Here is a 22,308-nt window from a genome sequence, read left to right on the forward strand (position 1 = left end):
GATCGAGCTCCCGGAAGAGCCGGCGTCTTAGCAGCTAAGTTGCTGGGATGCCATATGCGCCCGCTCGGCCGCCATGCACGCGGTGGAGGCGCCGGCGCGCCGGCGAGTTGCGCTGGCGCTTTGACGGCTTAAGTAAGGGTTTCGACCGGAGCCCTCGACAGCAGAGCCTTTCATGAGCCATTCCCCCGACACGATCTACGGCACCACCATCGTCTCGGTCCGCTCCGGCGGGCGCGTCGCCATTGGCGGCGACGGGCAGGTGACGCTCGGCAACACGGTGATGAAGTCGAATGCGCGCAAGGTGCGCCGGCTGGGCAAGGGCGACGTGATTGGCGGCTTCGCCGGCGCCACGGCCGATGCCTTCACCCTGTTCGAGCGGCTGGAAGCCAAGCTGGAACAATATCCCGGCCAGCTGCAGCGCGCCGCGGTGGAACTGGCCAAGGACTGGCGCACCGACCGCTACCTGCGCCGTCTCGAGGCGATGATGATCGTCGCCGACGCCAATGTGACGCTCGTGCTCACCGGCACCGGCGATGTGCTGGAGCCGGAAAACGGCATCGCCGCCATCGGCTCGGGCGGTGGTTTCGCCCTCGCCGCGGCGCGTGCGCTGGCCGATAGCGGGCAGGATGCGCAGGCCATCGTGCGCAAGAGCCTCGCCATCGCCGCCGATATCTGCATCTACACCAACCATAATGTGGTGGTGGAGACGATCGGGTGACATCGCCCCGTCGTCCCGGACGCCGACGGCGATCCGGGACCGCGTGACGCTCTCTCATTTTCCTGCGATCCCGGCTCGGCGCCCTGCGGCCGCCGGCCGGGATGACGGCCATCGGAACAGAAACAGCCCATGACCAATTTCTCGCCCCGCGAAATCGTCTCCGAGCTCGACCGCTACATCGTCGGCCAGCACAAGGCCAAGCGGGCGGTCGCCATTGCGCTGCGCAACCGCTGGCGACGCCAGCAGCTGGAGGGCCAGCTGCGCGAGGAGGTTCTGCCGAAGAACATCCTGATGATCGGGCCGACCGGCGTCGGCAAGACCGAGATTTCCCGCCGCCTCGCCAAGCTGGCCGGCGCGCCCTTCCTGAAAGTCGAGGCGACCAAGTTCACCGAGGTCGGCTATGTCGGGCGCGATGTCGAGCAGATCGTGCGCGACCTCGTGGAGGTCGGCATCGGCCTCGTCCGCGATGCCCGCCGCAAGGGCGTGGAAGCCAAGGCGCATCTGGCGGCGGAGGAGCGCGTGCTGGACGCGCTGGTCGGCGCCACCGCCTCATCGGGCACCCGCGAGAGCTTCCGCAAGAAGCTGCGCGACGGGCTGATGGACGACAAGGAAATCGAAATCGAGATCACCTCGGGCGGCGGGCAGGGCATGCCCATGTTCGAGATTCCCGGCATGCCCGGCGCGCAGATGGGCGCCGTCTCGCTGGGTGACATGCTGGGCAAGGCGTTTGGCGGGCGCTCCAAGCCGCGCCGCGTCACCGTGAAGGACGCGCACCCGCTGCTGCTCTCCGAAGAGGCCGACAAGCTGATCGACCAGGACGCCATCGTCCAGGAAGCCATCCGCTCGGTGGAGGAGAACGGCATCGTCTTCCTCGACGAGATCGACAAGATCGCCGGCTCGGAGCGGCGCGGCGGCGCCGATGTCAGCCGCGAAGGCGTGCAGCGCGACCTGCTGCCGCTCATCGAGGGCACCACGGTCTCGACCAAGCACGGCTCGGTGAAGACCGACCACATCCTGTTCATCGCCTCCGGCGCCTTCCATGTGTCGAAGCCCTCGGACCTGCTGCCCGAGTTGCAGGGTCGCCTGCCCATCCGCGTCGAGCTGGAAGCGCTGACGCGCGGGGATTTCACCCGCATCCTCACCGAGACCGAGGCCAGCCTCGTCAAGCAGTCGGTGGCGCTGATGGGCACCGAGGGCGTCTCGCTCACCATTACCGGGGATGCGGTGGAGGCGATCGCCGATATCGCGGTGCAGGTGAATGCCAGCGTCGAGAATATCGGCGCGCGGCGGCTGCAGACGGTAATCGAGCGGGTGCTGGACGACCTGTCCTTCACCGCGCCGGACCGCGCCGGCGAAGCCATCGTGATCGACGGCGCCTATGTGCGCGAGCGCGTGGCGGACCTGGCCGGCAACACGGACCTGAGCCGCTACATCCTCTGAATCGGCTCCGGAACGATGAGGCGCGGGACCCTCGCGCCGCGCGTTTCACGTGAAACCGACCCTCGTCATCCCGGAGAGCGATCCCGGCTCTGCGGCTTCGCCTTCGGCCGGGATGACCTGCGGAGTGGGCATCACCCCGGCCGGCTGAGGATCTTCAGCCGGCCCAGCAGTTCGGCCACCGCGTCGGGCGGCAGTGTGGCGATCTCGCGGGCGAGCAGGTTGGCGAGTTCGGTTGCCTCCGGCGACAGCCCGGCCGTGTCCACCACCACGCGCGGATCGGAGATTTCCGCCAGCAGCCGCAGCGCCTCCGCCTCGTCCCAGATGACGTTGAAATAGGCCATGATGCGCTGGAGCATCATGAAGGTCGGCTGGCCGCGCTTGCCGTGCTCCAGCGCGGAGAGATAGGCCGCCGAGACGCCGATGGCCTGCGCCATCTGCGACAGCGTCACGCCGCGCTCGGCGCGCAATTCGCGCATGCGGCGGCCGAACGGCGTCATCGCCCGCTCTCCCGCATCCGGCGCACCCGCACATAGAGCGCGCCCTCCCCGCCATGGCCGCGCCCGGCGGTCTCGAAGCCGATCACCACGGTGCGCAGTTCCGGCGCCGCCAGCCATTGCGGCACCAGCCGCCGCAGCACGCCGCGCCCGCCTTCGCCGTGAAGATGGGCCGAGGCATCGCCTTTCCCGGTAATGACCAGAACCAGCGAATGGCCTGCGCCCTGCGCCCCGCGCAGGAAGGAAATCAGCCTTCCATGCGCGGCGGCCTGGGTCATGCCGTGCAGATCGAGCCGGGCATCGACCTCCGCCCCCCGCGTGAGGCGCCGGCGCATCTTCGGTTCCAGCGGCGCGAGCGGGGCGATGGGTGGACGGGAGGGCGATGGCGGCATCCGCACCGGTGGATGGTCCGGCGCCTTGAGCGGGGCGGGAGGACTCTCCGGCACGGGTTCGGGCGCCACGGCCGCGGCCTCCACAGGCTTGACCGGAAGGGGGCGCAGCCGGCTCACCGCGCGGGTGACGTGCTCCCACAGCGCCGCCTCTTCCGGCGCCAAGATGCGCCGGCGAACAATTCGCGCCACGGGTTTCGGCTCCGCCCGCACGCCACTCCTGGCGCCGTTCTTCGCACTTTTCGTCGAGCCGGGTTTCGCGCCCGGCCCGCCCTTCCCCTCCCCACCGTTCATTGCGCGCCCGAAACGTTTGCGGCCGGGATGACGGGGCGGGGAATTGAGGGACCGGGAATTGCGGGGCGGGGCTTAGGCAGCGGCACGAGGCGGCGCGTGGGATCGAGCGTGCGGGGCAGCAGCACGACGAACTCGCCGGGATGCTGGATGCGGCCGGCCACCGAGCCGGCCTGCCCGCCGGCGCCGAAGAAGATGTCGGCGCGCGCCGGGCCGACAATGGCGGATCCGGTATCCTGCGCGATCATCAGCCGGCTGAAGCTCTCCAGCGCGCCGCCGTCGCCGGTGGGCAGTTCGGCGCGGATGAAGAAGGGCGTGCCATAGACATGGATGCGCTTGTCCACCGCGATGGCGCGTCCGGCGGCCAGCGGCAGGCCCTGCGCGCCCACCGCGCCGTCGCCGGCCTTCAGCTCGCGGGCGACGCGGAAGAACACATAGGAGCGGTTCTGCCGCATCAGCGCCCGCCCCGCCTCGGGATGCTCGGTAATATAGGCGCGGATCGCGTCCATCGACATTTTCTCGCGCGGTACCAGCCCCTGCTCGATCAGCAGGCGCCCGACCGGCGTATAGGGCTGGCCATTGTGCCCGTCATAGTTCAGCCGCAGCACCTCGCCATCGGCGAGACGCACGCGCACCGAGCCCTGGATCTGGGCGAAGAAGGCATCGGCCGGCTCCTTGATCCACACCAGTTCGAGCCCCTTGTCGGCGAGCGCGCCGTCCTCGATGGCGGCGCGGTCATAATAGGGCACCATCTGGCCGGCGGGATCGCCATCCACCCGGCGAAAGGCCTTGCCGCGATTGGCCGGCTGCCCGCCCGAGGGCGGCGCCTCGAGGATGAGGTCGGGCGGACGGCGGTAGAGCGGGGTCGCATATACGTCCGTGCGCACCCGCGAACCCTCGATCTCCGGCTCGTAATAGCCGGTGAGGAAGCCCTGCTTCTGGTCAAGCGGAGTGATGCGGAAGGGCCGGAATTCCATCTCGAAAAAGGCCCGCGCCCGATGTTCCGACACATGGGAGGGCAGATGCGCCGCCCGCCGGCAGACGCCGCGCAGCGCGGTGAAGATCGGGCGGGGCGGCGTCACCAGGTCGTCTTTGGCTCTGATGACCGAGCAACTGCGGCGAAAGGCGGCGAGCGCCTCGCCCACGCCGTGGGCGTGCCAGCCCGGCAGGTCGCGATAGGTCAGGGGTTCAAGCCCGGCCTCGGGAAAGAGCGGCGGCGGCGCGGGGCCGTGGCGGGCGGCCGGAGCCGCCTGCGCAGAACCGCCCTGCCCGGCCGCCGTGCAAAACGGCAATCCGGGCAATAGCAGCAATCCCGTCAGGACACAGGATGCGAAAGCGATGAGAAGAGGCGCGCGCACCCCGTCATCTTCTCACGAAGCCGCTTCGGTGGCGACCAGCTTCCAGTTCGGGTCGCGCGCCCCGAGGTCGCGCGAGAAGGTCCACACATCGGTCACGTCGACCACCTGGTCGGCATCGCCGTCGATCACCTGGCCGTCGCGGCTGCGCGTGGCCGAGATCAGCTGCGACAGGAAGCGCAGGGTGATCTGGGCGGTGCGACCCTTGACGCCGGCATCGAGAATGTCGGCGCGGTTGATGCCGACAAACTGCGTTTCCATCTTCTCGCCGCGCTGCTCGCGCTCGGCGATGGCGGCGTTGAAGCCGTCGAACACCTCGCGGGCAAGCAGTTCCTTGAGCGTCGCGCGGTCACCATTGGCAAAGGCGACGACGATCATCTCATAGGCCGACCGGGCGCCGCTGAGGAAATGCTGCACATCGAAGCCGCGCTCCTGGGCGGCGATGGCGTCGAGCCCGTTCGCCACCGCGGAGCCGACCTCGGCCACCCCGGCCCAGCGCGCCGGCAGCGGCGCCTCGGGATCGGCCGGCTCGACCGGCTCGGGCAGGTTGGCCGGCTCGGCCGTACCGGGGAAATTCACCACCTTGTCGGTGGCGCCCGCCGGCGCCTTGGCCGCATCGCGGCGCGAATAGGGATCATAGGGCGGCCGTTCGCGCCCGGTCCTCTGTCCCAGCACGCTGCGCAGCCGTATGAAGATGAATACGGCGAGGGCCAGGAAGATGATCGTATAGATGTCGAACACGTTTCACGCCGCCGTTTTTACCCGCTACCGAAACCGCTTCCGGCAGGGTCCTTGGATAAGGTGGTGCGGGTCGCGACCGATTCCAATGGAAGCAATCGCCACGCTCGCCCCGTGTATTTACGACGTCCGGCCGATTTCGCCAGCCTGCCAATGCCGCAAGGTCATCACTTCACGCGGAAAGCGCGGTTTTCGCGCGGCTTTCCCGGGCAAGACTAACGGAAGCATGCCACCGAGGCCAACCCCATCGGCCCCGGTCTCGCGTCGGGGGCTGCCTTGTGAGCGGACGGCAACCGTGTTAGCGACACGCGCCCTATCTTGAAGACCGCCGACCTCAGGCAGGATCCAGCGCGCGGCGCCCATGCCGGCGGGCCTGAAGGGCACCGGCGGACACGGAGACCTTGATGGCCGAGAACGAGAACGCCGCACCGCTGCCCACCCTGCAGGTGCTGACGCAGTACACGAAGGATCTCTCCTTCGAGAATCCCGGCGCGCCGGAAACCCTCGCCATTGGCGGCCAGCCGCAGATCGGCATTCAGATCAACGTGAATGCCCGTCCGATCGGCAGCGAATATGAGGTCGTCCTCAAGATCGACGCCAAGGCCGAGCTGAACGGCAAGACGCTGTTCGCGCTCGAACTCGCCTATGGCGGCATCTTCCGCGCCCAGAACGTGGCGCAGGAGACCATCCATCCCTTCATCATGATCGAATGCCCGCGCATGCTGTTCCCGTTCGCGCGGCAGATCGTCGCCGACACGGTGCGCAATGGTGGCTTCCCGCCGCTGATGATCGATCCGGTGGATTTCGTCACGCTCTATCGCCAGCGCATGGCGCAGGTGCCGCCGAGCGGCGTCCTCGCCTCCTGAGGCACCCTGCCCTTCCCGCGCGGCCGGGTCGTCACGTCTCGGCCGCGTATTCCTTCCAGATCGCGTTTTCGCCCAGCGCGGCGACAAAGGCCTGGTGCGCGGCGATTTCCTCCGGGCTCAGGCGTGGCGCCAGGGCGCGCGGACGCTGGCGCGGGCCGGCCTCCCGGCGCTCGGCCAGAACCGCCCCGCTTTCCACCACGGTGAGGCTCAGCGCGGTCTGCTTGCCCCCGCACAGTTCGGCATAGACCTCCGCCAGCAATTCGGAATCCAGCAGCGCGCCATGCTTGGTGCGGCGCGAACTATCGATACCGTAGCGCGCCATCAGGTCGTCGAGCCGGTTCGAGGCGCCCGCATGGCGGCGGCGGGCGAGGCTCAGCGTATCCACCACCCGGTCGAAGGTGAGGGCCGGGCGGCCGAGCCGGGCCAGTTCCGCATTGATGAAGCCGATATCGAAGGCCGCGTTGTGGATCACCAGCGGGTCGCCCTGAATGAAGGCGAGGAAGTCATCCACGACATGGGCGAAAAGCGGCTTGTCGGAGAGGAACTCGCGCGACAGGCCGTGGACGTTGAACGCCTCCACCGGCATGTCGCGCTCGGGATTCAGGTAGACATGGTAGACTTGGCCCGTCGGGATGCGGTTGAGGATCTCGACGCAGCCGATTTCCACCAGCCGGTCGCCGGTCAGCGGGTTGAGGCCGGTGGTCTCGGTATCGAGGACGATCTCACGCATCTGTCTTCTTCCTGCGCAGGCGGGCGACAAGCTCGGCGACCGCCGTCCGGGCGGACTCCAGCCCATGGCCGGTATCGATGATGTAGTCGGCCCGGCGGCGTTTTTCCGCGTCGGGCATCTGCCGCGACAGGATCGCCGCGAATTTCGCCTCCGTCATGCCCGGACGGGCCAGAACCCGGGCGCGCTGCACCGATTCCGGCGCGGTGACGACGAGAACGGCGTCGACCCGGTCCTCAATCCCGGTCTCCAGCAGCAGCGGGATGTCCAGCACGGCGATCGGCTGGCCCGCCGCCGCCGCCGCGTCGAGGAAAGCGCGCTCGCGCGCCCGCACCAGCGGATGGACGATGGCTTCCAGCCGCTTCATCGCCGCGTTGTCGCCCAGCACATAGGCGCCCAGCCGGGTGCGATCGACCTTCCCGCCGCTCACCACACCGGGAAAGGCGGCCTCCACCGGCGCCACACCTTCCGCGCCGTAGATGGCATGCACGGCCGCATCGGCATCATGCACCGGCACGCCGACATCGCGGAAAAACGCGGCGGTGGTCGACTTGCCCATGCCGATCGAGCCGGTGAGGCCGAGGCGGAAAGGCCGGCCGACGGCACGCGGCGCGCTCATTTCAGCTGCCCCTTGGCCGCCAGATCGGCAACAAGGCGGGCGCGCAGTTCGGCCGTCACGTCGGGGCGCACACCGAACCAGCGCTCGAAGCCGGGCACGGCCTGGTGCAGCAGCATGCCGAGGCCATCCACCGTGGCGAGGCCCCGCGCCTTGGCCGCCTTCAGCAGCGGCGTTTCCAGCGGCACATAGACAATATCCGTCACCAGCGCGTCGGGGGAGAGCGCGGACAGATCGATATCGAGCGCGGGCTGGCCTTTCATGCCGAGCGAGGTCGTGTTGACCAGCAGGCGGCAGCCATTCAGCCGGCCGGCAAGGTCGCGCCAGTCGATGGCGAACACGCGCGGGCCGAATTGCGTGCGCAGTGCCTCGGCCCGCGCCAGCGTCCGGTTGGCCACCACCACCCGGTCGATGCCGCGCGTGACGAGGCCATGCACCACCGCCCGCGCCGCGCCGCCCGCACCCAGCACCACCGCTTCCCCCAAAGCCCGCGCCCATTCCGGCTCGGCGGCATCGAGATTGGCGAGGAAGCCGTGCACATCGGTATTGGCGCCGTGCAGAACGCCGTCCGCCAGCCACAGCGTGTTCACCGCGCCCAGCGCCGCCGCGACCGGATCCAGCTCGCGCGTCGCGCGGAAGGCAGCCTCCTTGTGCGGCACCGTCACATTGCCGCCGACCAGCCCGCTGGCTTTGAAATCGGCGAGAAAGCCCTCGATCGCGTCGGGCGGCACGTCGCGCAGGCCGTAGCTGCCATCGATGCCATGCTTTTCCAGCCAGTAGCCATGGATGAGGGGCGAGCGCGAATGGGCGATGGGGTGGCCGATGACGGCGGCACGGCGGGTCACAACAGGTCTCCCTGACGGCGCAGAAAGGCGAGGAGCGGCAGCAGCGGCAGGCCGAGAATCACCGAATGGTCGCCCTCGACCCGCTCGAACAGGTGGATGCCGAGCCCTTCCAGCTGATAGCCGCCGACGCTGGTGGACACCGCTTCCCCGGCCGCCGTCAGATAGGCCTCGATCGCGGCGTCATCGAGCGTCCGCATGCTGAGAAACGCGGATTCCACGCATCCGAACAGGATGTCCCCATCCCGCGCGACGGCGATCGCCGCATGAAGCGCATGGGTGCGGCCGGCCAGTTCGCGGATCTGCGCGCGCGCGCCGGCACGGTCCGCCGGCTTGTGAAAGGCCCGCGCGCCCAGCGCCAGCGTCTGGTCGGCGCCGATCACCAGCCGGCCGGGGCGCATTCGGCTGCCGGCCAGCGCCTTGGCTCGTGCCAGAGCGGTGGCAACCTCGGCGGGGCCGGCGCCCGCGGCGACCGCATCGGCCTCCAGCCCCCGCTCGTCCACATCCACGCTGAACGCCTCGTGCGGCAACCCGGCGGCCTGCAGCAGGGCGCGCCTCGCCATGCTTTTGGAGGCCAGAACCAGCGGCGCGGCACCGCGCCAGAGCGGATTGGGCGCGAGGGGCTCCTGCGGCGATTGCGGCATCGGGGCCTCACCCACGCGCTCAGCCACCGGTGCTCTCGGAGATACGGCGGCGATGTTCCTGCAGCAGGCCGATAATGGCGGCGGCGGTTTCCTCGATGGACCGGCGGGTGACATCGATCACCGGCCAGCCATGCCTGGCGCACAGCCGGCGCGAGAAGCTGATTTCCTCGGCTACCGATTCGCGATCGATATAGGCGTCGTTGGGCTGGCTGGCATTGAGCCCGAGCAGCCGGTTGCGGCGGATCTCGATCACCCGTTCGGCGCTGGCCACCAGCCCCACCACCAGCGGGCGTTTCAGGTCCGACAGGCCGGGAGGCACGGGGATGTTGGGCACCAGCGGGATATTGGCGGTCTTGATGCCGCGATTGGCGAGATAGATGCTGGTCGGCGTCTTGGAGGAGCGCGAAATGCCCAGCAGCACGACGTCCGCCCCCTCCAGCCCGTCCGTGTGCTGCCCGTCATCATGCATGACGGTGTAGTTCATCGCGTCGATGCGGCGGAAATATTCGCCATCCAGCTGGTGCTGGCCGCCCACGCGCGGTTCCGGCGCGCCGCCAATATAGGCCTGGAACAGCCGCACCACCGGCGCCAGCACCGAGAGCACCGGCACGCTGTTGGTCTGGCAATAGGTCTTCAGCCGGTTGCGCAATTCGGGATCGGTCAGCGTGTAGAGCACGATGCCGGGAAATTCCTCGATCGCCTGAATGGCCTTGTCGAGCTGCTTGTGGGTGCGCACCAGGGGGTACACATGCTCGATCGGCCGGACCGAGCTGTATTGCGCTGCCGCCGCCCGGCCGACGCTGATCAGCGTCTCGCCGGTGGAATCCGAGACGAGGTGCAAGTGGTAATAGCTTTCCGACTCGCGGGTCGCGTCAGTCACGCCGGTCATCCACAGGCCTGTGTATGGAATGGGAACAAGCCACGCGGCGGAGCGGTTAGCAAGTGCGGCCTGGGGACAGCGGCCCGTTCTCTCCACAGGGCCGGCCGCTGTGCGAATCTTTACGCACCGTCCGGCGAACTGCGTGGATAAATCGCAGGCTCCGCGCAAGCCCCTGACAATGGTAGGATTCGCCCAGCCGCGCGGGGCGGCGCCGGCGGGTCAGCCTGGGGACGGCTTGTGGTGCGGCGGGAACCTGTCTAATGCCCTCACCTAAACACAGACAACTCTTAGTCAAAGAGATTAATTAAGTATGAATGGGCAGGGGAAAAGCGAAGCGGGTGAACGCATCGTCAAGCATGTGCTGGACGGGCACGTCGCGGCACGCACGCCGATCTGGATGATGCGACAGGCCGGCCGCTACCTGCCGGAGTACCGGGCGGTGCGCGAGCAGGCGGGCGATTTCCTCACCCTCTGCTACACGCCCGATCACGCGGTCGAGGTGACGCTGCAGCCGATCCGCCGCTTCGGCTTCGATGCGGCGATCCTGTTTTCCGACATCCTGGTCGTGCCGCATGCGCTCGGCGTCGATCTCAGCTTCGAGGCGGGCGAGGGGCCGCGGCTCAGCCGCACCACCAATCTCACCGAACTCAACGCGCTGCGGGACGATCTCGATCCCAGCCGCATCGAGCGCGTGCTGGAGGCGGTAGGGCGGATCCGCGAGGAACTGCCCCGCGAGACCACGCTCCTGGGCTTCTGCGGCGCTCCCTGGACCGTGGCGACCTATATGGTGGCCGGACGGGGAACCCCCGATCAGGGACCCGCGCGGCTGGCCTCGCTGACCGATCCGGCGTTCTTCCAGGCGCTGATCGACCGGCTGGTCGATACGTCCGCCCGCTATCTCATCGGCCAGCTCAAGGCCGGGGCGGACGCGGTGCAGATCTTCGACAGCTGGGCGGGGGTGCTTGACCCGGAATCCTTCCGCCGCTGGAGCATCGAGCCGATCCGCCGCATCGTGGCGCTGGTTCGCGCGGAGGTGCCGGATGCGCGCATCATCGCCTTCCCCAAGGGGGCGACGCTGGCCGGGCTCACCGAACTGGTGCTGGCTACCGGCGTGAACGCGGTGGGACTGGACTGGACGGTGGAACGGCGGGACACCCGCCGGGCGGTCGGCGGCCGCGTGGCGCTGCAGGGCAATCTCGACCCGCTGGTGCTGATCGCTGGCGGGGCGGCGCTCGATGCGGCCGTCGACGCGCTGGTGGAGGATTTCCGCGGCGCGGCGCATATCTTCAATCTCGGCCACGGCATCCGCCCGGAGACGCCGATCGCCCATGTGGAACGGATGATCGCCCGGCTGCGCGGCTGAGGTTGCGGACGAGGGGAGGGACAGCGCCATGCTCTACGACTGGATCAAGGCGCTGCATGTCATCGCCATCCTCTCCTGGATGGCGGGCCTGCTCTATCTGCCCCGGCTCATGGTCTATCACTGCGCCGCGCCGGCGGGTTCCGCCCAATCGGAAACCTTCAAGGTGATGGAGCGGCGCCTGCTCAAGGCGATCATGAACCCGGCGATGATCGTCGCCTGGCTCGCCGGCCTCTATCTCGTCTGGGAGGGTGGCTGGTATCGCGCCGGCTGGTTCCACGCGAAATTCGCGGCGGTGCTCGCGATGAGCGCCTTTCACGGCTTTCTGTCGGCACGGGTGCGGGAGTTTGCCGGGGATGCCAACACGAGGTCGGCGCGGTTCTACCGGTTCGCCAACGAGATTCCGACGCTGCTGATGATCGCCATTGTCATTCTGGTCATCGTTAAGCCATTTTGATCGGCTTCAAGCAGCACAGGCAGGCTTGCGCCGAATCGTGGCTTTGCCTATGTTGCCTTCACTTCCACGAAGCTGGCTGACGCTCCGTTTTGCTCGGCACCTCCCCGGTGTCGATGGTGTGTCGGACAGGAGGCCGGATCTGATGCCGGCCGTGTCCTCAGACCAGCGCTTCTCATCCTTTTCGTCCCGTCGGCTTGTTCAGGCTCGGACGGGATAATTCCAACTTCCGAGGCCTTTTCCCATGGGGGAAATGAAGCTCCAGGACCTCAAGTCCAAAAATCCGGCCGAACTGCTCGTCTTCGCGGAAGAGCTGGAGGTCGAGAACGCCAGCACGCTGCGAAAGCAGGAGCTGATGTTCGCCATCCTCAAGCAGCTGGCCGCCAAGGACACCGATATCATCGGCGAAGGCGTCGTCGAGATCCTCTCCGACGGCTTCGGCTTCCTGCGCTCGCCGGATGCCAATTACCTGCCCGGGCCGGACGATATCTATGTCTCGCCCAGCCAGATCCGTCGTTTTGGCCTGCGCACCGGCGACACGGTCGAGGGGCAGATTCGTTCGCCGAAGGATGGCGAACGCTATTTCGCGCTTCTCAAGGTCAACACGATCAATTTCGAAGACCCCGAGAAGATCCGGCACAAGATCAATTTCGACAATCTGACGCCGCTCTACCCGGACGAGCGCTTCAAGCTCGAGATCGAAGATCCGACCCGCAAGGATTTCTCGGCCCGCATCATCGATGTGGTGGCCCCCATCGGCAAGGGCCAGCGCGCGCTCATCGTGGCACCGCCGCGCACCGGCAAGACCGTGCTGCTGCAGAACATCGCGCAGTCGATCACCACCAACCATCCGGAATGCTATCTCATCGTGCTGCTCATCGACGAGCGGCCGGAGGAAGTCACCGACATGCAGCGCTCCGTGCGCGGCGAGGTGGTGTCCTCCACCTTCGACGAGCCGGCCCAGCGTCACGTGCAGGTCGCCGAGATGGTGATCGAGAAGGCCAAGCGCCTTGTCGAGCACAAGCGCGACGTCGTCATCCTGCTCGATTCGATCACCCGCCTCGGGCGCGCCTACAACACCGTCGTGCCGTCCTCGGGCAAGGTGCTGACCGGCGGTGTCGACGCCAACGCCCTGCAGCGCCCCAAGCGCTTCTTCGGCGCGGCGCGCAACATCGAGGAGGGCGGCTCGCTGACCATCATCGCCACGGCGCTGATCGAGACCGGCTCGCGCATGGACGAGGTGATCTTCGAGGAGTTCAAGGGCACCGGAAATTCCGAGGTCATTCTCGACCGCAAGGTGTCGGACAAGCGCGTCTTCCCGGCGCTCGACATCACCCGCTCGGGCACCCGCAAGGAAGAGCTGCTCGTGCCGAGCGACGTGCTGAAGAAGATGTATGTTCTGCGGCGTATCCTCAACCCGATGGGCACGGTCGACGCCATCGAGTTCCTGCTCGACAAGCTGCGCCAGACCAAGACCAATGCCGACTTCTTCGACTCCATGAATACCTGAGTACATCCGACGGCGCGCAAGCAGGGAAGGCGGAAGGATGAAGCGTTTCACCCATCATCTCGCCGCCCTCCCTCTCCTGGCGCTGCCGGGTGGTTCGGTCGCGCTGGCCGGCGTCGCCGAGCGCGAGCCGCCTTCCGCCGTGTTGTGGCTGCTCGTGATCGGCATTGCCGCGTTAAGCTGGGTGATGGCCTGCCGTCGCTGGTGGCTGCCGCTGGCGATCTGGGTGCCGGCCGCGCTGTTCATTTCCAGCCTCGTTGCCGACGTGGCCGACCCGGTGATCGGGCCGGCGCTGCGGGAGGAGCTGGGGCTCGGCTACATCCTGCAGCTCGACCTCGCCGGGGCGCTGGTTCTCGTGCTGCCGCTGATGGTCGCCAATATGTGGTTCACCCGCAAGGAGTGACGAGCGGTGTCGCGCGCCATGCGGGAGGAATACGTTCAGTGCAATCCACGATTTTAAATCGCCTCCGAAACGATAGCTCGCACACTTGACTCAGGACGGCCGTTTCGGCTGCGCTCCGATCCATTCATCGCAGATATGCAAATGGTCGCCAGCGGTCATTTCTGGCCATCTGGCGGGGTATGGGTGTTTTTCTCCACCGTTTGTCCACAGGGTTCCCCACAATCGCGCCATCTGGCGGGAACTGCGACGGGCCGGTGTCTGTCGCGGAATCGCGGAGGCTCCGGCGCTGTTTGCCCGGGGCATCGAGTGACCCGGACGCTACATCCCCGCTGTTCCGACCCCGCGAAACGCCGTGCGATTCCACGGAAGATGGCCAAGACCTCTTCAGGTCTCCTCCGCCCGTTCTGCCATGACCAGATTCACCAATTGAGTCACGTCCGAAACGGGCAGCGAGCACGTCGCGCCGGCGCAGTAGAACGCGGCGGGTGACGCGGCGGACGACACCGCTTCGGCCTTGGCGCGGGCGGGGTGATCGGCGGGCAGGGCGGCGGCATCGGTGACGCGCTGGATCACGATATCGACGCGCGGCAGCCGGAACGCCGCCTGTGCCAGCGCATCGGCGCGCTCACCGGTGCCGACAATGACGATTTCCGGCGCGCGCAGCCGGGTGTCGAGCGCGTTGAGCAGGCCGGCATGGCCGTAGAGCGAAGGTGCGGCACGCGGCAGCAATCCCTCGAACAGACGGTCGGCGCGGGCGCGATAGTCCTCATCTCCGGTGAGCGCGGCGAGGCGCAGCAGATTGCGGGCGATCAGCGCATTGGGATTGGTGACGGCATCGTCGGCGGTCGCCTCGGGGCGCAGCAGCAAGCCTTCGGCATCGTCGGCGGTGAGATAGTAGCCGCCATCTTCGGCTCCATGATGCGCCTCCAGCATAGCCTGCCAGTCGATGGCGTGCGCGCGATAGCTCGGCTCGCCGGTGGCCTGGTGAAGGGCGAGGGCGGCTCTCACCATGGCGGCATAGTCGGAGGAAAGGCCGGGGAACACCAACTGGCCCTGACGCCAGCTATGGCCGAGCCGCTGCCCGAGCGTCATCGATTCGGCAATGAAACGGAAGGCGTGCGCTGCCAGTTCGATCCATTCCGGCCGGCCGAGCCGATGGGCGGCATCGGCCAGCGCGGCGATCATCAGCCCGTTCCAGTCCGCCAGCACCTTGTCGTCGCGGCCCGGCGGCACGCGGGTCTCGCGCAGCTTCAGCAGCTTGTCGCGCAGCATGGCGAGGCGCAGATCATCGCTGGCCGAGCGCTCCACCTCCTTCAGCCGGTTGGGAATGGAGGTGCCTTCCCAATTGCCGAAGGGGGTGATGTCGTAGTGGCGGGCGAAGAACTCGGCATCCTCGGGGCCGAGCGCGTCCAGCACCTGCTTGAGGGTCCACACATAATAGCGCCCCTCATGGCCTTCCGAATCCGCATCGAGGCTGGCGGCAAAGGCGCCGCCGTCGGTGAGCATCTCGCGCTGCAGCCAGCCCACCGTCTCCTCGGCGCGGGCGCGGAACAGATCCGCCTGTGTCCCGCTATAGGCGAGGGCGAGCAATTCGAGGATCTGCGCGTTGTCGTAGAGCATCTTCTCGAAATGCGGCACCAGCCAGCGCTCATCGACGCTGTAGCGGGCATAACCGCCGCCGATATGATCGTAGATGCCGCCCTCGCTCATCCCGTCCAGCGCGTGCAGCGCCGCGTTGCGCAGCCGCTCGCGGCCGGTGCGCTCCGCGCCGCGCCAGAGCAGTTCGATGAACGGTGTGTTGGGAAATTTCGGCGATCCCTGCAGGCCGCCGTGCTCGGAATCCATGATGCCGAGGATGCGCCCGGCGACATCGTCCAGCTCGTTGACGCCGATCACCACCTGGCCCGCCGGCCGCGCCTTCTGCCGCAGCCGGCCCAGGATCGCCTCGCGATTGGCGGCGATGCGGGGGTCTCCCGAGGCATAGGCGCCCGCCATGGTCCTGAGCACCTCGACAAAGGCGGGTTGGCCGTATTTCGCCTCGCGAGGGAAATAGGTGCCGCCCCAGAAGGGCGCGCCTTCGGCATCGAGGAACATGGTCATCGGCCAGCCACCCTGCACGCCGAGCTGCTGCAAAGCCGACATGTAGATCTGGTCGACCTCCGGGCGTTCCTCGCGATCCACCTTGATGTTCACGAACAGCTCGTTCATCACGCTGGCGGTGGCGGCATCCTCGAAGCTCTCATGCGCCATGACATGGCACCAGTGGCAGGCCGCATAGCCGATGGACAGCAGCACGGGCCGGCCGCTGCGCCGGGCCTCCGCAAAGGCCTCCGGCTGCCACTGCCACCAGTCGACAGGATTGTCCTTGTGCTGCAGGAGATAGGGGCTCGCGGCATGCTCAAGACGGTTCGGCAAGGCGTCTCTCCGGCGTTGGGCAACGGTGTGGGGGCAAGGGTGTGGGGGCAAGGGTGTGGGGCAGCGGATCGCGCAGGCGGTTCCGCTCACAGAGATAGGGCGTAGCGGGTGAGTGTGCAGCAGGAAAGCGCAAATCAGGCGACCACGATCGCCGCGGTATCCTCCGGTGCGGGGGCTTCGGCGGTGGCGGTGATCCGGGTTTCCGGGCCGCAGGCGGGGCCCGCACTGCAGACGCTGGCCGGCATGTTGCCGGAGCCGCGCCGGGCCCGGCTGGCCACGCTGCGCCACCCTGCCGACGGCGCCGCGCTTGATAGAGGCCTGGTGCTGTGGTTTCCCGGCCCGCGCAGCGCGACGGGCGAGGATCTCGCGGAACTGCAGATCCATGGCGGCCCGGCGGTGGTCGCGGCGGTGCTTGGCGCGCTGTTCAGCCTTGGGGGAATTCGCCCGGCCGAGCGGGGCGAATTCTCCCGCCGCGCCTTTCTCAACGGCCGGATGGACCTGACCGAGGCCGAGGGACTGGCCGACCTCATTTCGGCGGAGACCGAGGGGCAGCGCCGCCTCGCCTTCGCCCACGCCTTCGGTCATCTCGGCCAGCGCGTGGAGGCGTGGCGCTTGCGCCTCGTTCGCGCCATGGCGTTGATCGAGGCGGGCATCGACTTCGCGGACGAGGACGATGTTCCGGCCGAGGCGCGGGCGCTGGCCCGGCCGGAACTGCAGGCATTGCTCGCAGAACTGGAGGCCGCCCTGGCCGATCGGCGCGGCGCCATGATGCGCGAGGGCGCCGTGGTGGCGATCGCCGGCCTGCCCAATGCCGGCAAGTCCTCCCTCATCAATGCGTTGGCGGCGCGCGACGTCGCCATCGTCTCCGATGAGCCGGGCACCACGCGTGACGTGCTGGAGGTCGCGCTTGATCTGCGTGGCCACAAGGTCACGCTGCTGGATACGGCGGGGCTGCGCGACGCTGTCGGCAAGGTGGAGGCGGAAGGCATTCGCCGCGCGCGCCATCGTATCGCGCAAGCGGATCTCGTGCTGTGGGTGCATGACGCCAGCGTCGGCCGACCTCCATTCGCCCGACCGGAAATCGACGCGGCCCCCGCCGGGGCGCTGTGGCTGGTCGCCAGCAAGATCGACGCGGCGACGGACGAGTACGACGGCACCGTGCCGGGCTGGGCCGAACAGCGGCTGGCGCTGTCGGCTGCGACCGGCGCGGGTGTCGATGGGCTGGTCGATGCGCTGGCCGGTTTCGTCGGCACGCGGGCATCGGGCACTGATCATCCCGCGCTGATCCGCGCGCGGCACCGGCGCGACGCGACAGAGGCGGCTTGCCATGTGCGGACCGCCATGAGCGGGTGGGATGGATTGAGCGATGAACTGCTGGCGGAAGAGCTGCGGCTGGCCGCCCGCGCGCTCGGGCGGATGACCGGCGTCATCGGAGTCGAGGATGTGCTGGACGTCGTGTTCCGGGAATTCTGCATCGGCAAGTGAGCGAGGCGGGCGGGCGGATGGGCCCGGAGACTTGGATGGGATCGCGCAACGTTTCACGTGAAACAGAGGCCTTCCATCTCGTTCGATTCGCCGACGGAATGTTTCACGTGAAACCGCGACCCAAGCCCGCGCGCCAATTCCGCCTCTTGAGCCCCGCGCCCGTGGCGCTTGACGCGGGAGCGAGGACAGGGCTTTGTGCCGCCATCGCCGCGGCTCGTCAGGAGCCGCCGCCCGTCATCCCAGACATTGCCAGACATCGCCGGACCCATGACGCACCAGGCCGATCTTTTCTTCGACGTCGTCGTCATCGGCGGTGGCCACGCGGGTACGGAAGCCGCCGCCGCTGCCGCGCGGCTGGGCGCGCGCACGGCGCTGGTCACGCATTCGCGCGCCACGATCGGCACGATGTCGTGCAACCCGGCGATTGGCGGGCTCGGCAAGGGCCATCTGGTGCGCGAGATCGATGCGCTGGATGGGTTGATGGGCCGCGTGGCCGACCAGGGCGGCATCCAGTTTCGGGTGCTGAACCGGCGCAAGGGCCCGGCCGTGCGCGGGCCGCGGGCCCAGGCCGACCGCAAGCTTTATGCGCAGGCGATGCAGCGCGAGATCGATTCGCAGCCGAACCTATCTGTTGTGGAAGGGGAGGCGGATGAACTCCTGCTGCGCGAAGGCCAGGTAACCGGCCTCCGGCTGCTCGACGGCCGGACGATGACGACCGGCGCCGTGGTGGTGACGACCGGCACCTTCCTCAACGGGCTCATCCATATCGGTGACCGGCAGATGCCGGCGGGCCGCATGGGCGAGGCGCCGGCGCGCGGGCTGTCAGGCTCGCTCGCGCGTCTCGGCCTCACGCTCGGCCGACTGAAGACCGGCACGCCGCCGCGCCTGGATGGCCGCACCATCGATTGGGCGGGGCTGGACATGCAGGACGGCGATACGCCGCCCGAACCGTTCTCGACCCTCACGGCGACCATCACCAATCGGCAGGTTCAGTGCGGCATCACCCGCACCACGCAGGCGACGCATGAGGTCATCCGCGCCAATATCGCGCGGTCGGCGATGTATTCGGGGAACATCCACAGCGTCGGGCCGCGCTATTGCCCCTCGATCGAGGACAAGATCGTCCGCTTCGGCGAGCGCGACGGGCACCAGATCTTCCTCGAGCCGGAGGGTCTGGACGACCCGACCGTCTATCCCAACGGCATCTCCACCTCGCTGCCGGAGGACGCGCAGCTCGCCTTGCTCGCGACGATACCGGGGCTGGAGCGGGTGCGCATGCTGCGGCCCGGCTATGCCATCGAATATGATCATGTCGATCCGCGCGAACTGGAGCCGACGCTGGAGGTGCGCAAGGCGCGCGGCCTTTTCCTCGCCGGCCAGATCAACGGCACGACCGGCTATGAGGAGGCGGCCGCCCAGGGGCTGGTGGCGGGCATGAACGCCGCCCGTCGGGCGGCGGGTACCGACGGCGCCATTTTCGACCGGGCCGAGGCCTATATCGGCGTGATGATCGACGATCTGGTGACGCGGGGCGTGAGCGAACCCTACCGGATGTTCACCTCGCGGGCGGAATATCGCCTGTCGCTACGGGCCGACAATGCCGACCAGCGCCTGACGGCGCGGGGCGAGGCGCTCGGGCTGGTCGGTGCTGCACGGCGGACCCGTTTCGCGATCAAGAGCGCCGCGCTCGCGCGGGTGCGGGAATGGAGCGGCTCGGTCTCACTGACGCCGGGGGAGGGCGACCGGCACGGGCTGAGCCTCAACCGCGACGGTCAGCGGCGCAGCGCCTTCGACCTGCTGTCTTATCCGCATGCGGCGTGGGCCGACATATGCCGCATCTGGCCCGAGGCTGCGGGCGAGGATCCGCGCATCGGCGAGCAGCTGGAGATCGACGCCAAATACGCGGTCTATCTCCACCGCCAGGAGGCGGATATCGCGACCTTCCGGCGCGACGAGGCCGCGGCCTTGCCGGAACTCGACTATCGCTCCGTCGCGGGTCTCTCCAATGAGATCAAGGCCAAGCTGGATTCGATTCGGCCCCGTACCATTGGTCAGGCGGGCCGAATCGACGGGATGACGCCGGCGGCGCTGGCGCTGCTGGCGGCGCATGCGCGGCGGGCGCGGTAGGGCCGGGCGCGCTATAGTCGCGCCATGAACGCGAATGATTCGAATGCGGCTGGCCCATCCGGCCCTTCCTCCACCGAGGCCGCTCTCTCCGACCGTGCCCAGGCGCTGCGGCTGACCTCTGTTTCACGTGAAACAGAGGACCGGCTCGCCGCCATCGTCGCGTTGCTGGAGAAGTGGCAGCGCACGATCAACCTGGTCGCGCCGGCGAGCCTGCCGCGGGTATGGACCCGCCATGTCGCCGACTCGCTGCAACTGGTGCCGCTGGCGGGGGAAGCCCGGCGCTGGGTCGATCTCGGCTCCGGCGGTGGATTCCCCGGGCTGGTCGTCGCCGCCGTGCTGGCGGAGCGGGCCGGCGCGGACGTGACGCTGGTGGAGAGCGACACGCGCAAGGCGGCCTTCCTGCGCGAGGCGGCGCGGATCGCCGAACTGCCGGTGACGGTGCTGCCGGCCCGCATCGAGCAGGTGGCGGCCCGGATTGCTGCCGGCGTCGAGATTGTCTCGGCACGCGCGCTTGCACCATTGCCGCGCCTGCTCGAACTTGCGCATCCGTTCCTTGCGCAAGGAGCGGTCGGTCTGTTTCTGAAGGGTCAAGATGTTGATAACGAATTGACCGAGTCAGCTAAATCTTGGAGAATCAACAGCAGAATTCAGGAGAGTCTGACCGATCGCGGCGGGCGTATCCTGATTGTCGAGGCTGCGACGCCGCTGAAACCGGCATCGTGATGGCTTGTCCAAGGCCGCATTCGCATCGGGATCGCTGACATGACCGACGAGTTTCCGCTCGTGCCTGCTGCGCCCTATGGGCTGCCGCGCGTTCTCGCGCTCGCCAACCAGAAGGGCGGAGTGGGCAAGACGACGACAGCGATCAATCTCGGCACGGCCCTGGCGGCGATTGGCGAGAGTGTGCTGATCGTTGATCTCGATCCACAGGGCAATGCCTCCACCGGGCTCGGCATCGACCGGCGCAGCCGGCTTGTCTCCACCTATGACGTGCTGACCGGCGATGTCAGCCTGCGCGAGGCGGTGCTGGAGACCGCGGTGCCCCGGCTGCACATTGCGCCCTCGACCATGGATCTTTCGGGCCTGGAACTGGAACTGGCCAGCCAGCGCGACCGCGCCTATCGTTTGCGCGACGCCATCCGCGGCCTCAATGGCGGCAGGGACAAGGGTTCGTTAGACAACCGAAACGAAACGCCCTACAGCTATGTTCTGATCGATTGCCCACCGTCGCTGAACCTTATCACGGTCAACGCCATGGCGGCGGCGAACGCAATCCTGGTGCCGCTGCAATGCGAGTTCTTCGCGCTGGAAGGGCTTTCGCAATTGCTGAAGACGGTGGAGCAGGTGCGCACCACGCTCAACCCGCAGCTGACCATCCACGGCATCGTCCTGACCATGTTCGATTCGCGCAACAACCTCTCCGCCCAGGTGGTGCAGGATGTGCGGCAGTTCATGGGCGACAAGGTCTATGAGACGATCATTCCGCGCAATGTGCGGGTGTCCGAGGCGCCGTCCTACGGCAAGCCGGTGCTGCTCTACGATCTGAAATGCGTGGGATCGCAGGCCTATCTTCGTCTCGCATCCGAAATAATCCAGCGGGAGCGCGCCCTGCGCGCGACGGCGGCAGCGTAGGAGAACGCCATGGCAATGCCCGAAGATGGTGGCCGTTCGCGGCTTGGGCGCGGGCTCGCGGCGCTGATCGGCGATATGTCGGATGGCAATGACCGGGTCGGCGAGCGCCAGCCCGGCACGCCGGGAGGCGCGCGCAAGGTGCCGGTCGCTTTCCTGCGGCCGAATCCGCACAACCCGCGCCGGACCTTCGGCGAGGAAGATCTGGAGGATCTCTCCGCCTCCATCCGCGAGCGCGGGGTGATCCAGCCGATCGTCGTGCGGGCGGTCGCGGGCCAGCGCGATGCTTATGAAATCGTGGCGGGCGAGCGGCGCTGGCGGGCTTCGCAGCGCGCGGGCGTGCACGAGGTGCCGATCGTCGTCGTCGAGGTCGACGACCGTGAGGCGCTGGAAATCGCCATCATCGAGAATGTCCAGCGTGCCGATCTCAACCCGCTGGAAGAGGCGGCGGGCTACCAGTCGCTGTCTGACCAGTTCGGCTACTCGCAGAATGATCTCGCACGGGTGATCGGCAAGAGCCGCAGCCATGTCGCGAACACGATGCGCCTGCTGCGTCTGCCGGAAACGGTAAAGGAATATCTCGCGGACGGTCGGTTGTCGGCGGGGCACGCGCGCGCGCTGCTGACGCAGGACGACCCGGAGGGGCTGGCCCGCGCGATTGTCGAGCGCGGCATGAATGTGCGCGCCATCGAGGCGCTGGCGCAGGAATTGAACGTCGCCAAGGCGGAAGCGGCCGGCAAGCCGGCGCGCAAGGCACGGGCCGTTGCGGAGCTGGATGCCGATACGGCGGCGCTGCAGCGCCGCCTGTCCGACGCGCTGGGGCTCAAGGTGACGCTTCGCCATGACGGCGAAGCCGGTGAGCTGCGCATTCGCTACACCTCGCTCGACCAGCTGGACGAGGTCTGCCGCCGGCTCGCCGCCGGCTAAG

At 68.0% G+C, this 22,308-nt stretch carries 22 protein-coding genes; 12 read left to right on the top strand and 10 right to left on the bottom strand.

Going from position 1 to position 22,308, the window contains the following annotated elements; genetic code table 11:
• The first annotated feature begins 172 nt into the window (after positions 1-172).
• Together hslV and hslU are read left to right on the top strand one after the other, a co-directional pair.
• Positions 173-718, top strand: a complete 546-nt coding sequence (hslV, locus tag QOZ99_RS10200; RefSeq protein ID WP_306889858.1) for an ATP-dependent protease subunit HslV — start codon at positions 173-175, stop codon at positions 716-718.
• A 129-nt stretch (positions 719-847) separates the two neighbouring features.
• On the top strand, positions 848-2,158 hold the full coding sequence (hslU, locus tag QOZ99_RS10205) for an ATP-dependent protease ATPase subunit HslU (protein ID WP_306889859.1): 1,311 nt from the start codon (positions 848-850) through the stop codon (positions 2,156-2,158).
• A 131-nt stretch (positions 2,159-2,289) separates the two neighbouring features.
• On the opposite strand, the gene QOZ99_RS10210 is transcribed toward hslU, so the two are convergent.
• The 4 genes from QOZ99_RS10210 to QOZ99_RS10225 all read right to left on the bottom strand — a co-directional run bounded on the left by QOZ99_RS10210 (position 2,290) and on the right by QOZ99_RS10225 (position 5,428).
• Positions 2,290-2,655, bottom strand: coding sequence for a helix-turn-helix domain-containing protein (locus QOZ99_RS10210; protein WP_183188775.1), 366 nt, complete (start codon positions 2,653-2,655; stop codon positions 2,290-2,292).
• A complete protein-coding gene (locus tag QOZ99_RS10215; RefSeq protein ID WP_306889860.1) occupies positions 2,652-3,233 on the bottom strand; it encodes a Smr/MutS family protein in 582 nt (193 codons plus the stop codon). The genes QOZ99_RS10210 and QOZ99_RS10215 overlap by 4 nt, the downstream gene beginning before the upstream one ends.
• Positions 3,234-3,331: 98 nt before the next feature.
• Complete coding sequence (gene mltA, locus QOZ99_RS10220) at positions 3,332-4,633, bottom strand: murein transglycosylase A (RefSeq protein WP_306889861.1); 1,302 nt, start codon at positions 4,631-4,633, stop codon at positions 3,332-3,334.
• A gap of 69 nt (positions 4,634-4,702) precedes the next feature.
• Positions 4,703-5,428 carry a Tim44/TimA family putative adaptor protein gene (locus QOZ99_RS10225; protein ID WP_183188772.1) on the bottom strand — a complete coding sequence of 242 codons (726 nt, stop codon included), beginning with the start codon at positions 5,426-5,428 and terminating at the stop codon, positions 4,703-4,705.
• Between the two features lie 401 nt (positions 5,429-5,829).
• On the opposite strand from QOZ99_RS10225, the gene secB reads away from it, so the two are divergent.
• Entirely contained in the window at positions 5,830-6,291 is a 462-nt protein-coding gene (secB, locus tag QOZ99_RS10230) for a protein-export chaperone SecB (RefSeq protein ID WP_183188771.1), read from the top strand.
• A 31-nt stretch (positions 6,292-6,322) separates the two neighbouring features.
• On the opposite strand, the gene dnaQ is transcribed toward secB, so the two are convergent.
• The 5 genes from dnaQ to QOZ99_RS10255 are packed head-to-tail and all read right to left on the bottom strand — an operon-like array spanning position 6,323 to position 10,009.
• Complete coding sequence (gene dnaQ / locus QOZ99_RS10235) at positions 6,323-7,021, bottom strand: DNA polymerase III subunit epsilon (protein WP_306889862.1); 699 nt, start codon at positions 7,019-7,021, stop codon at positions 6,323-6,325.
• The gene (gene coaE, locus QOZ99_RS10240) at positions 7,014-7,637 is read right to left on the bottom strand and encodes a dephospho-CoA kinase (RefSeq protein ID WP_306889863.1); all 624 of its coding nucleotides are present in this window, start codon (positions 7,635-7,637) and stop codon (positions 7,014-7,016) included. The genes dnaQ and coaE overlap by 8 nt, the downstream gene beginning before the upstream one ends.
• A complete protein-coding gene (locus QOZ99_RS10245; RefSeq protein ID WP_306889864.1) occupies positions 7,634-8,479 on the bottom strand; it encodes a shikimate dehydrogenase in 846 nt (281 codons plus the stop codon). The genes coaE and QOZ99_RS10245 overlap by 4 nt, the downstream gene beginning before the upstream one ends.
• Positions 8,476-9,120, bottom strand: a complete 645-nt coding sequence (locus QOZ99_RS10250; protein ID WP_306889946.1) for a Maf family protein — start codon at positions 9,118-9,120, stop codon at positions 8,476-8,478. Before QOZ99_RS10250 ends, QOZ99_RS10245 begins: the two co-directional genes overlap by 4 nt.
• 19 nt (positions 9,121-9,139) lie before the next feature.
• On the bottom strand, positions 9,140-10,009 hold the full coding sequence (locus QOZ99_RS10255) for a pyruvate, water dikinase regulatory protein (protein WP_306889865.1): 870 nt from the start codon (positions 10,007-10,009) through the stop codon (positions 9,140-9,142).
• A 301-nt stretch (positions 10,010-10,310) separates the two neighbouring features.
• Here QOZ99_RS10255 and hemE point away from each other — a divergent pair, with 301 nt between their 5' ends.
• The 4 genes from hemE (at position 10,311) to QOZ99_RS10275 (ending at position 13,724) form a co-directional block, all read left to right on the top strand.
• Positions 10,311-11,363: a uroporphyrinogen decarboxylase gene (hemE, locus tag QOZ99_RS10260; RefSeq protein ID WP_306889866.1), complete on the top strand. Its 1,053-nt coding sequence runs from the start codon at positions 10,311-10,313 to the stop codon at positions 11,361-11,363.
• A 28-nt stretch (positions 11,364-11,391) separates the two neighbouring features.
• Entirely contained in the window at positions 11,392-11,817 is a 426-nt protein-coding gene (gene hemJ, locus QOZ99_RS10265; RefSeq protein ID WP_306889867.1) for a protoporphyrinogen oxidase HemJ, read from the top strand.
• Positions 11,818-12,058: 241 nt separating this feature from the next.
• Positions 12,059-13,324: a transcription termination factor Rho gene (gene rho / locus QOZ99_RS10270; protein ID WP_183188764.1), complete on the top strand. Its 1,266-nt coding sequence runs from the start codon at positions 12,059-12,061 to the stop codon at positions 13,322-13,324.
• Positions 13,325-13,361: 37 nt separating this feature from the next.
• Positions 13,362-13,724, top strand: a complete 363-nt coding sequence (locus QOZ99_RS10275) for a hypothetical protein (RefSeq protein WP_306889868.1) — start codon at positions 13,362-13,364, stop codon at positions 13,722-13,724.
• Positions 13,725-14,108: 384 nt separating this feature from the next.
• On the opposite strand, the gene QOZ99_RS10280 is transcribed toward QOZ99_RS10275, so the two are convergent.
• Positions 14,109-16,139: a thioredoxin domain-containing protein gene (locus tag QOZ99_RS10280; protein WP_306889869.1), complete on the bottom strand. Its 2,031-nt coding sequence runs from the start codon at positions 16,137-16,139 to the stop codon at positions 14,109-14,111.
• A gap of 108 nt (positions 16,140-16,247) precedes the next feature.
• On the opposite strand from QOZ99_RS10280, the gene mnmE reads away from it, so the two are divergent.
• The 5 genes from mnmE to QOZ99_RS10305 all read left to right on the top strand — a co-directional run bounded on the left by mnmE (position 16,248) and on the right by QOZ99_RS10305 (position 22,307).
• Positions 16,248-17,624 (top strand): tRNA uridine-5-carboxymethylaminomethyl(34) synthesis GTPase MnmE, encoded by a 1,377-nt coding sequence (gene mnmE / locus QOZ99_RS10285; RefSeq protein WP_306889870.1) that lies wholly within the window; start codon positions 16,248-16,250, stop codon positions 17,622-17,624.
• A gap of 267 nt (positions 17,625-17,891) precedes the next feature.
• Complete coding sequence (mnmG, locus tag QOZ99_RS10290; protein ID WP_306889871.1) at positions 17,892-19,751, top strand: tRNA uridine-5-carboxymethylaminomethyl(34) synthesis enzyme MnmG; 1,860 nt, start codon at positions 17,892-17,894, stop codon at positions 19,749-19,751.
• Between the two features lie 24 nt (positions 19,752-19,775).
• Complete coding sequence (gene rsmG / locus QOZ99_RS10295; protein ID WP_306889872.1) at positions 19,776-20,474, top strand: 16S rRNA (guanine(527)-N(7))-methyltransferase RsmG; 699 nt, start codon at positions 19,776-19,778, stop codon at positions 20,472-20,474.
• Between the two features lie 39 nt (positions 20,475-20,513).
• Positions 20,514-21,383, top strand: coding sequence for a ParA family protein (locus tag QOZ99_RS10300; RefSeq protein ID WP_306889873.1), 870 nt, complete (start codon positions 20,514-20,516; stop codon positions 21,381-21,383).
• A 9-nt stretch (positions 21,384-21,392) separates the two neighbouring features.
• Positions 21,393-22,307 (top strand): ParB/RepB/Spo0J family partition protein, encoded by a 915-nt coding sequence (locus QOZ99_RS10305; protein WP_306889874.1) that lies wholly within the window; start codon positions 21,393-21,395, stop codon positions 22,305-22,307.
• Position 22,308 lies beyond the last annotated feature (1 nt).

The organism is Ancylobacter amanitiformis (assembly GCF_030814815.1).
Classification (GTDB): domain Bacteria; phylum Pseudomonadota; class Alphaproteobacteria; order Rhizobiales; family Xanthobacteraceae; genus Ancylobacter; species Ancylobacter amanitiformis.

Excerpts from the sequence above, each read along its gene's own strand:
- hslV (WP_306889858.1), top strand. The coding sequence starts at position 173 with ATGAGCCATTCCCCCGACACGATCTACGGCACCACCATCGTCTCGGTC.
- hslU (WP_306889859.1), top strand. The coding sequence starts at position 848 with ATGACCAATTTCTCGCCCCGCGAAATCGTCTCCGAGCTCGACCGCTAC.
- QOZ99_RS10210 (WP_183188775.1), bottom strand. The coding sequence starts at position 2,655 with ATGACGCCGTTCGGCCGCCGCATGCGCGAATTGCGCGCCGAGCGCGGC.
- secB (WP_183188771.1), top strand. The coding sequence starts at position 5,830 with ATGGCCGAGAACGAGAACGCCGCACCGCTGCCCACCCTGCAGGTGCTG.
- dnaQ (WP_306889862.1), bottom strand. The coding sequence starts at position 7,021 with ATGCGTGAGATCGTCCTCGATACCGAGACCACCGGCCTCAACCCGCTG.
- coaE (WP_306889863.1), bottom strand. The coding sequence starts at position 7,637 with ATGAGCGCGCCGCGTGCCGTCGGCCGGCCTTTCCGCCTCGGCCTCACC.
- QOZ99_RS10250 (WP_306889946.1), bottom strand. The coding sequence starts at position 9,120 with ATGCCGCAATCGCCGCAGGAGCCCCTCGCGCCCAATCCGCTCTGGCGC.
- QOZ99_RS10255 (WP_306889865.1), bottom strand. The coding sequence starts at position 10,009 with ATGACCGGCGTGACTGACGCGACCCGCGAGTCGGAAAGCTATTACCAC.
- hemE (WP_306889866.1), top strand. The coding sequence starts at position 10,311 with ATGAATGGGCAGGGGAAAAGCGAAGCGGGTGAACGCATCGTCAAGCAT.
- hemJ (WP_306889867.1), top strand. The coding sequence starts at position 11,392 with ATGCTCTACGACTGGATCAAGGCGCTGCATGTCATCGCCATCCTCTCC.
- rho (WP_183188764.1), top strand. The coding sequence starts at position 12,059 with ATGGGGGAAATGAAGCTCCAGGACCTCAAGTCCAAAAATCCGGCCGAA.
- QOZ99_RS10275 (WP_306889868.1), top strand. The coding sequence starts at position 13,362 with ATGAAGCGTTTCACCCATCATCTCGCCGCCCTCCCTCTCCTGGCGCTG.
- mnmG (WP_306889871.1), top strand. The coding sequence starts at position 17,892 with ATGACGCACCAGGCCGATCTTTTCTTCGACGTCGTCGTCATCGGCGGT.
- rsmG (WP_306889872.1), top strand. The coding sequence starts at position 19,776 with ATGAACGCGAATGATTCGAATGCGGCTGGCCCATCCGGCCCTTCCTCC.
- QOZ99_RS10300 (WP_306889873.1), top strand. The coding sequence starts at position 20,514 with ATGACCGACGAGTTTCCGCTCGTGCCTGCTGCGCCCTATGGGCTGCCG.
- QOZ99_RS10305 (WP_306889874.1), top strand. The coding sequence starts at position 21,393 with ATGGCAATGCCCGAAGATGGTGGCCGTTCGCGGCTTGGGCGCGGGCTC.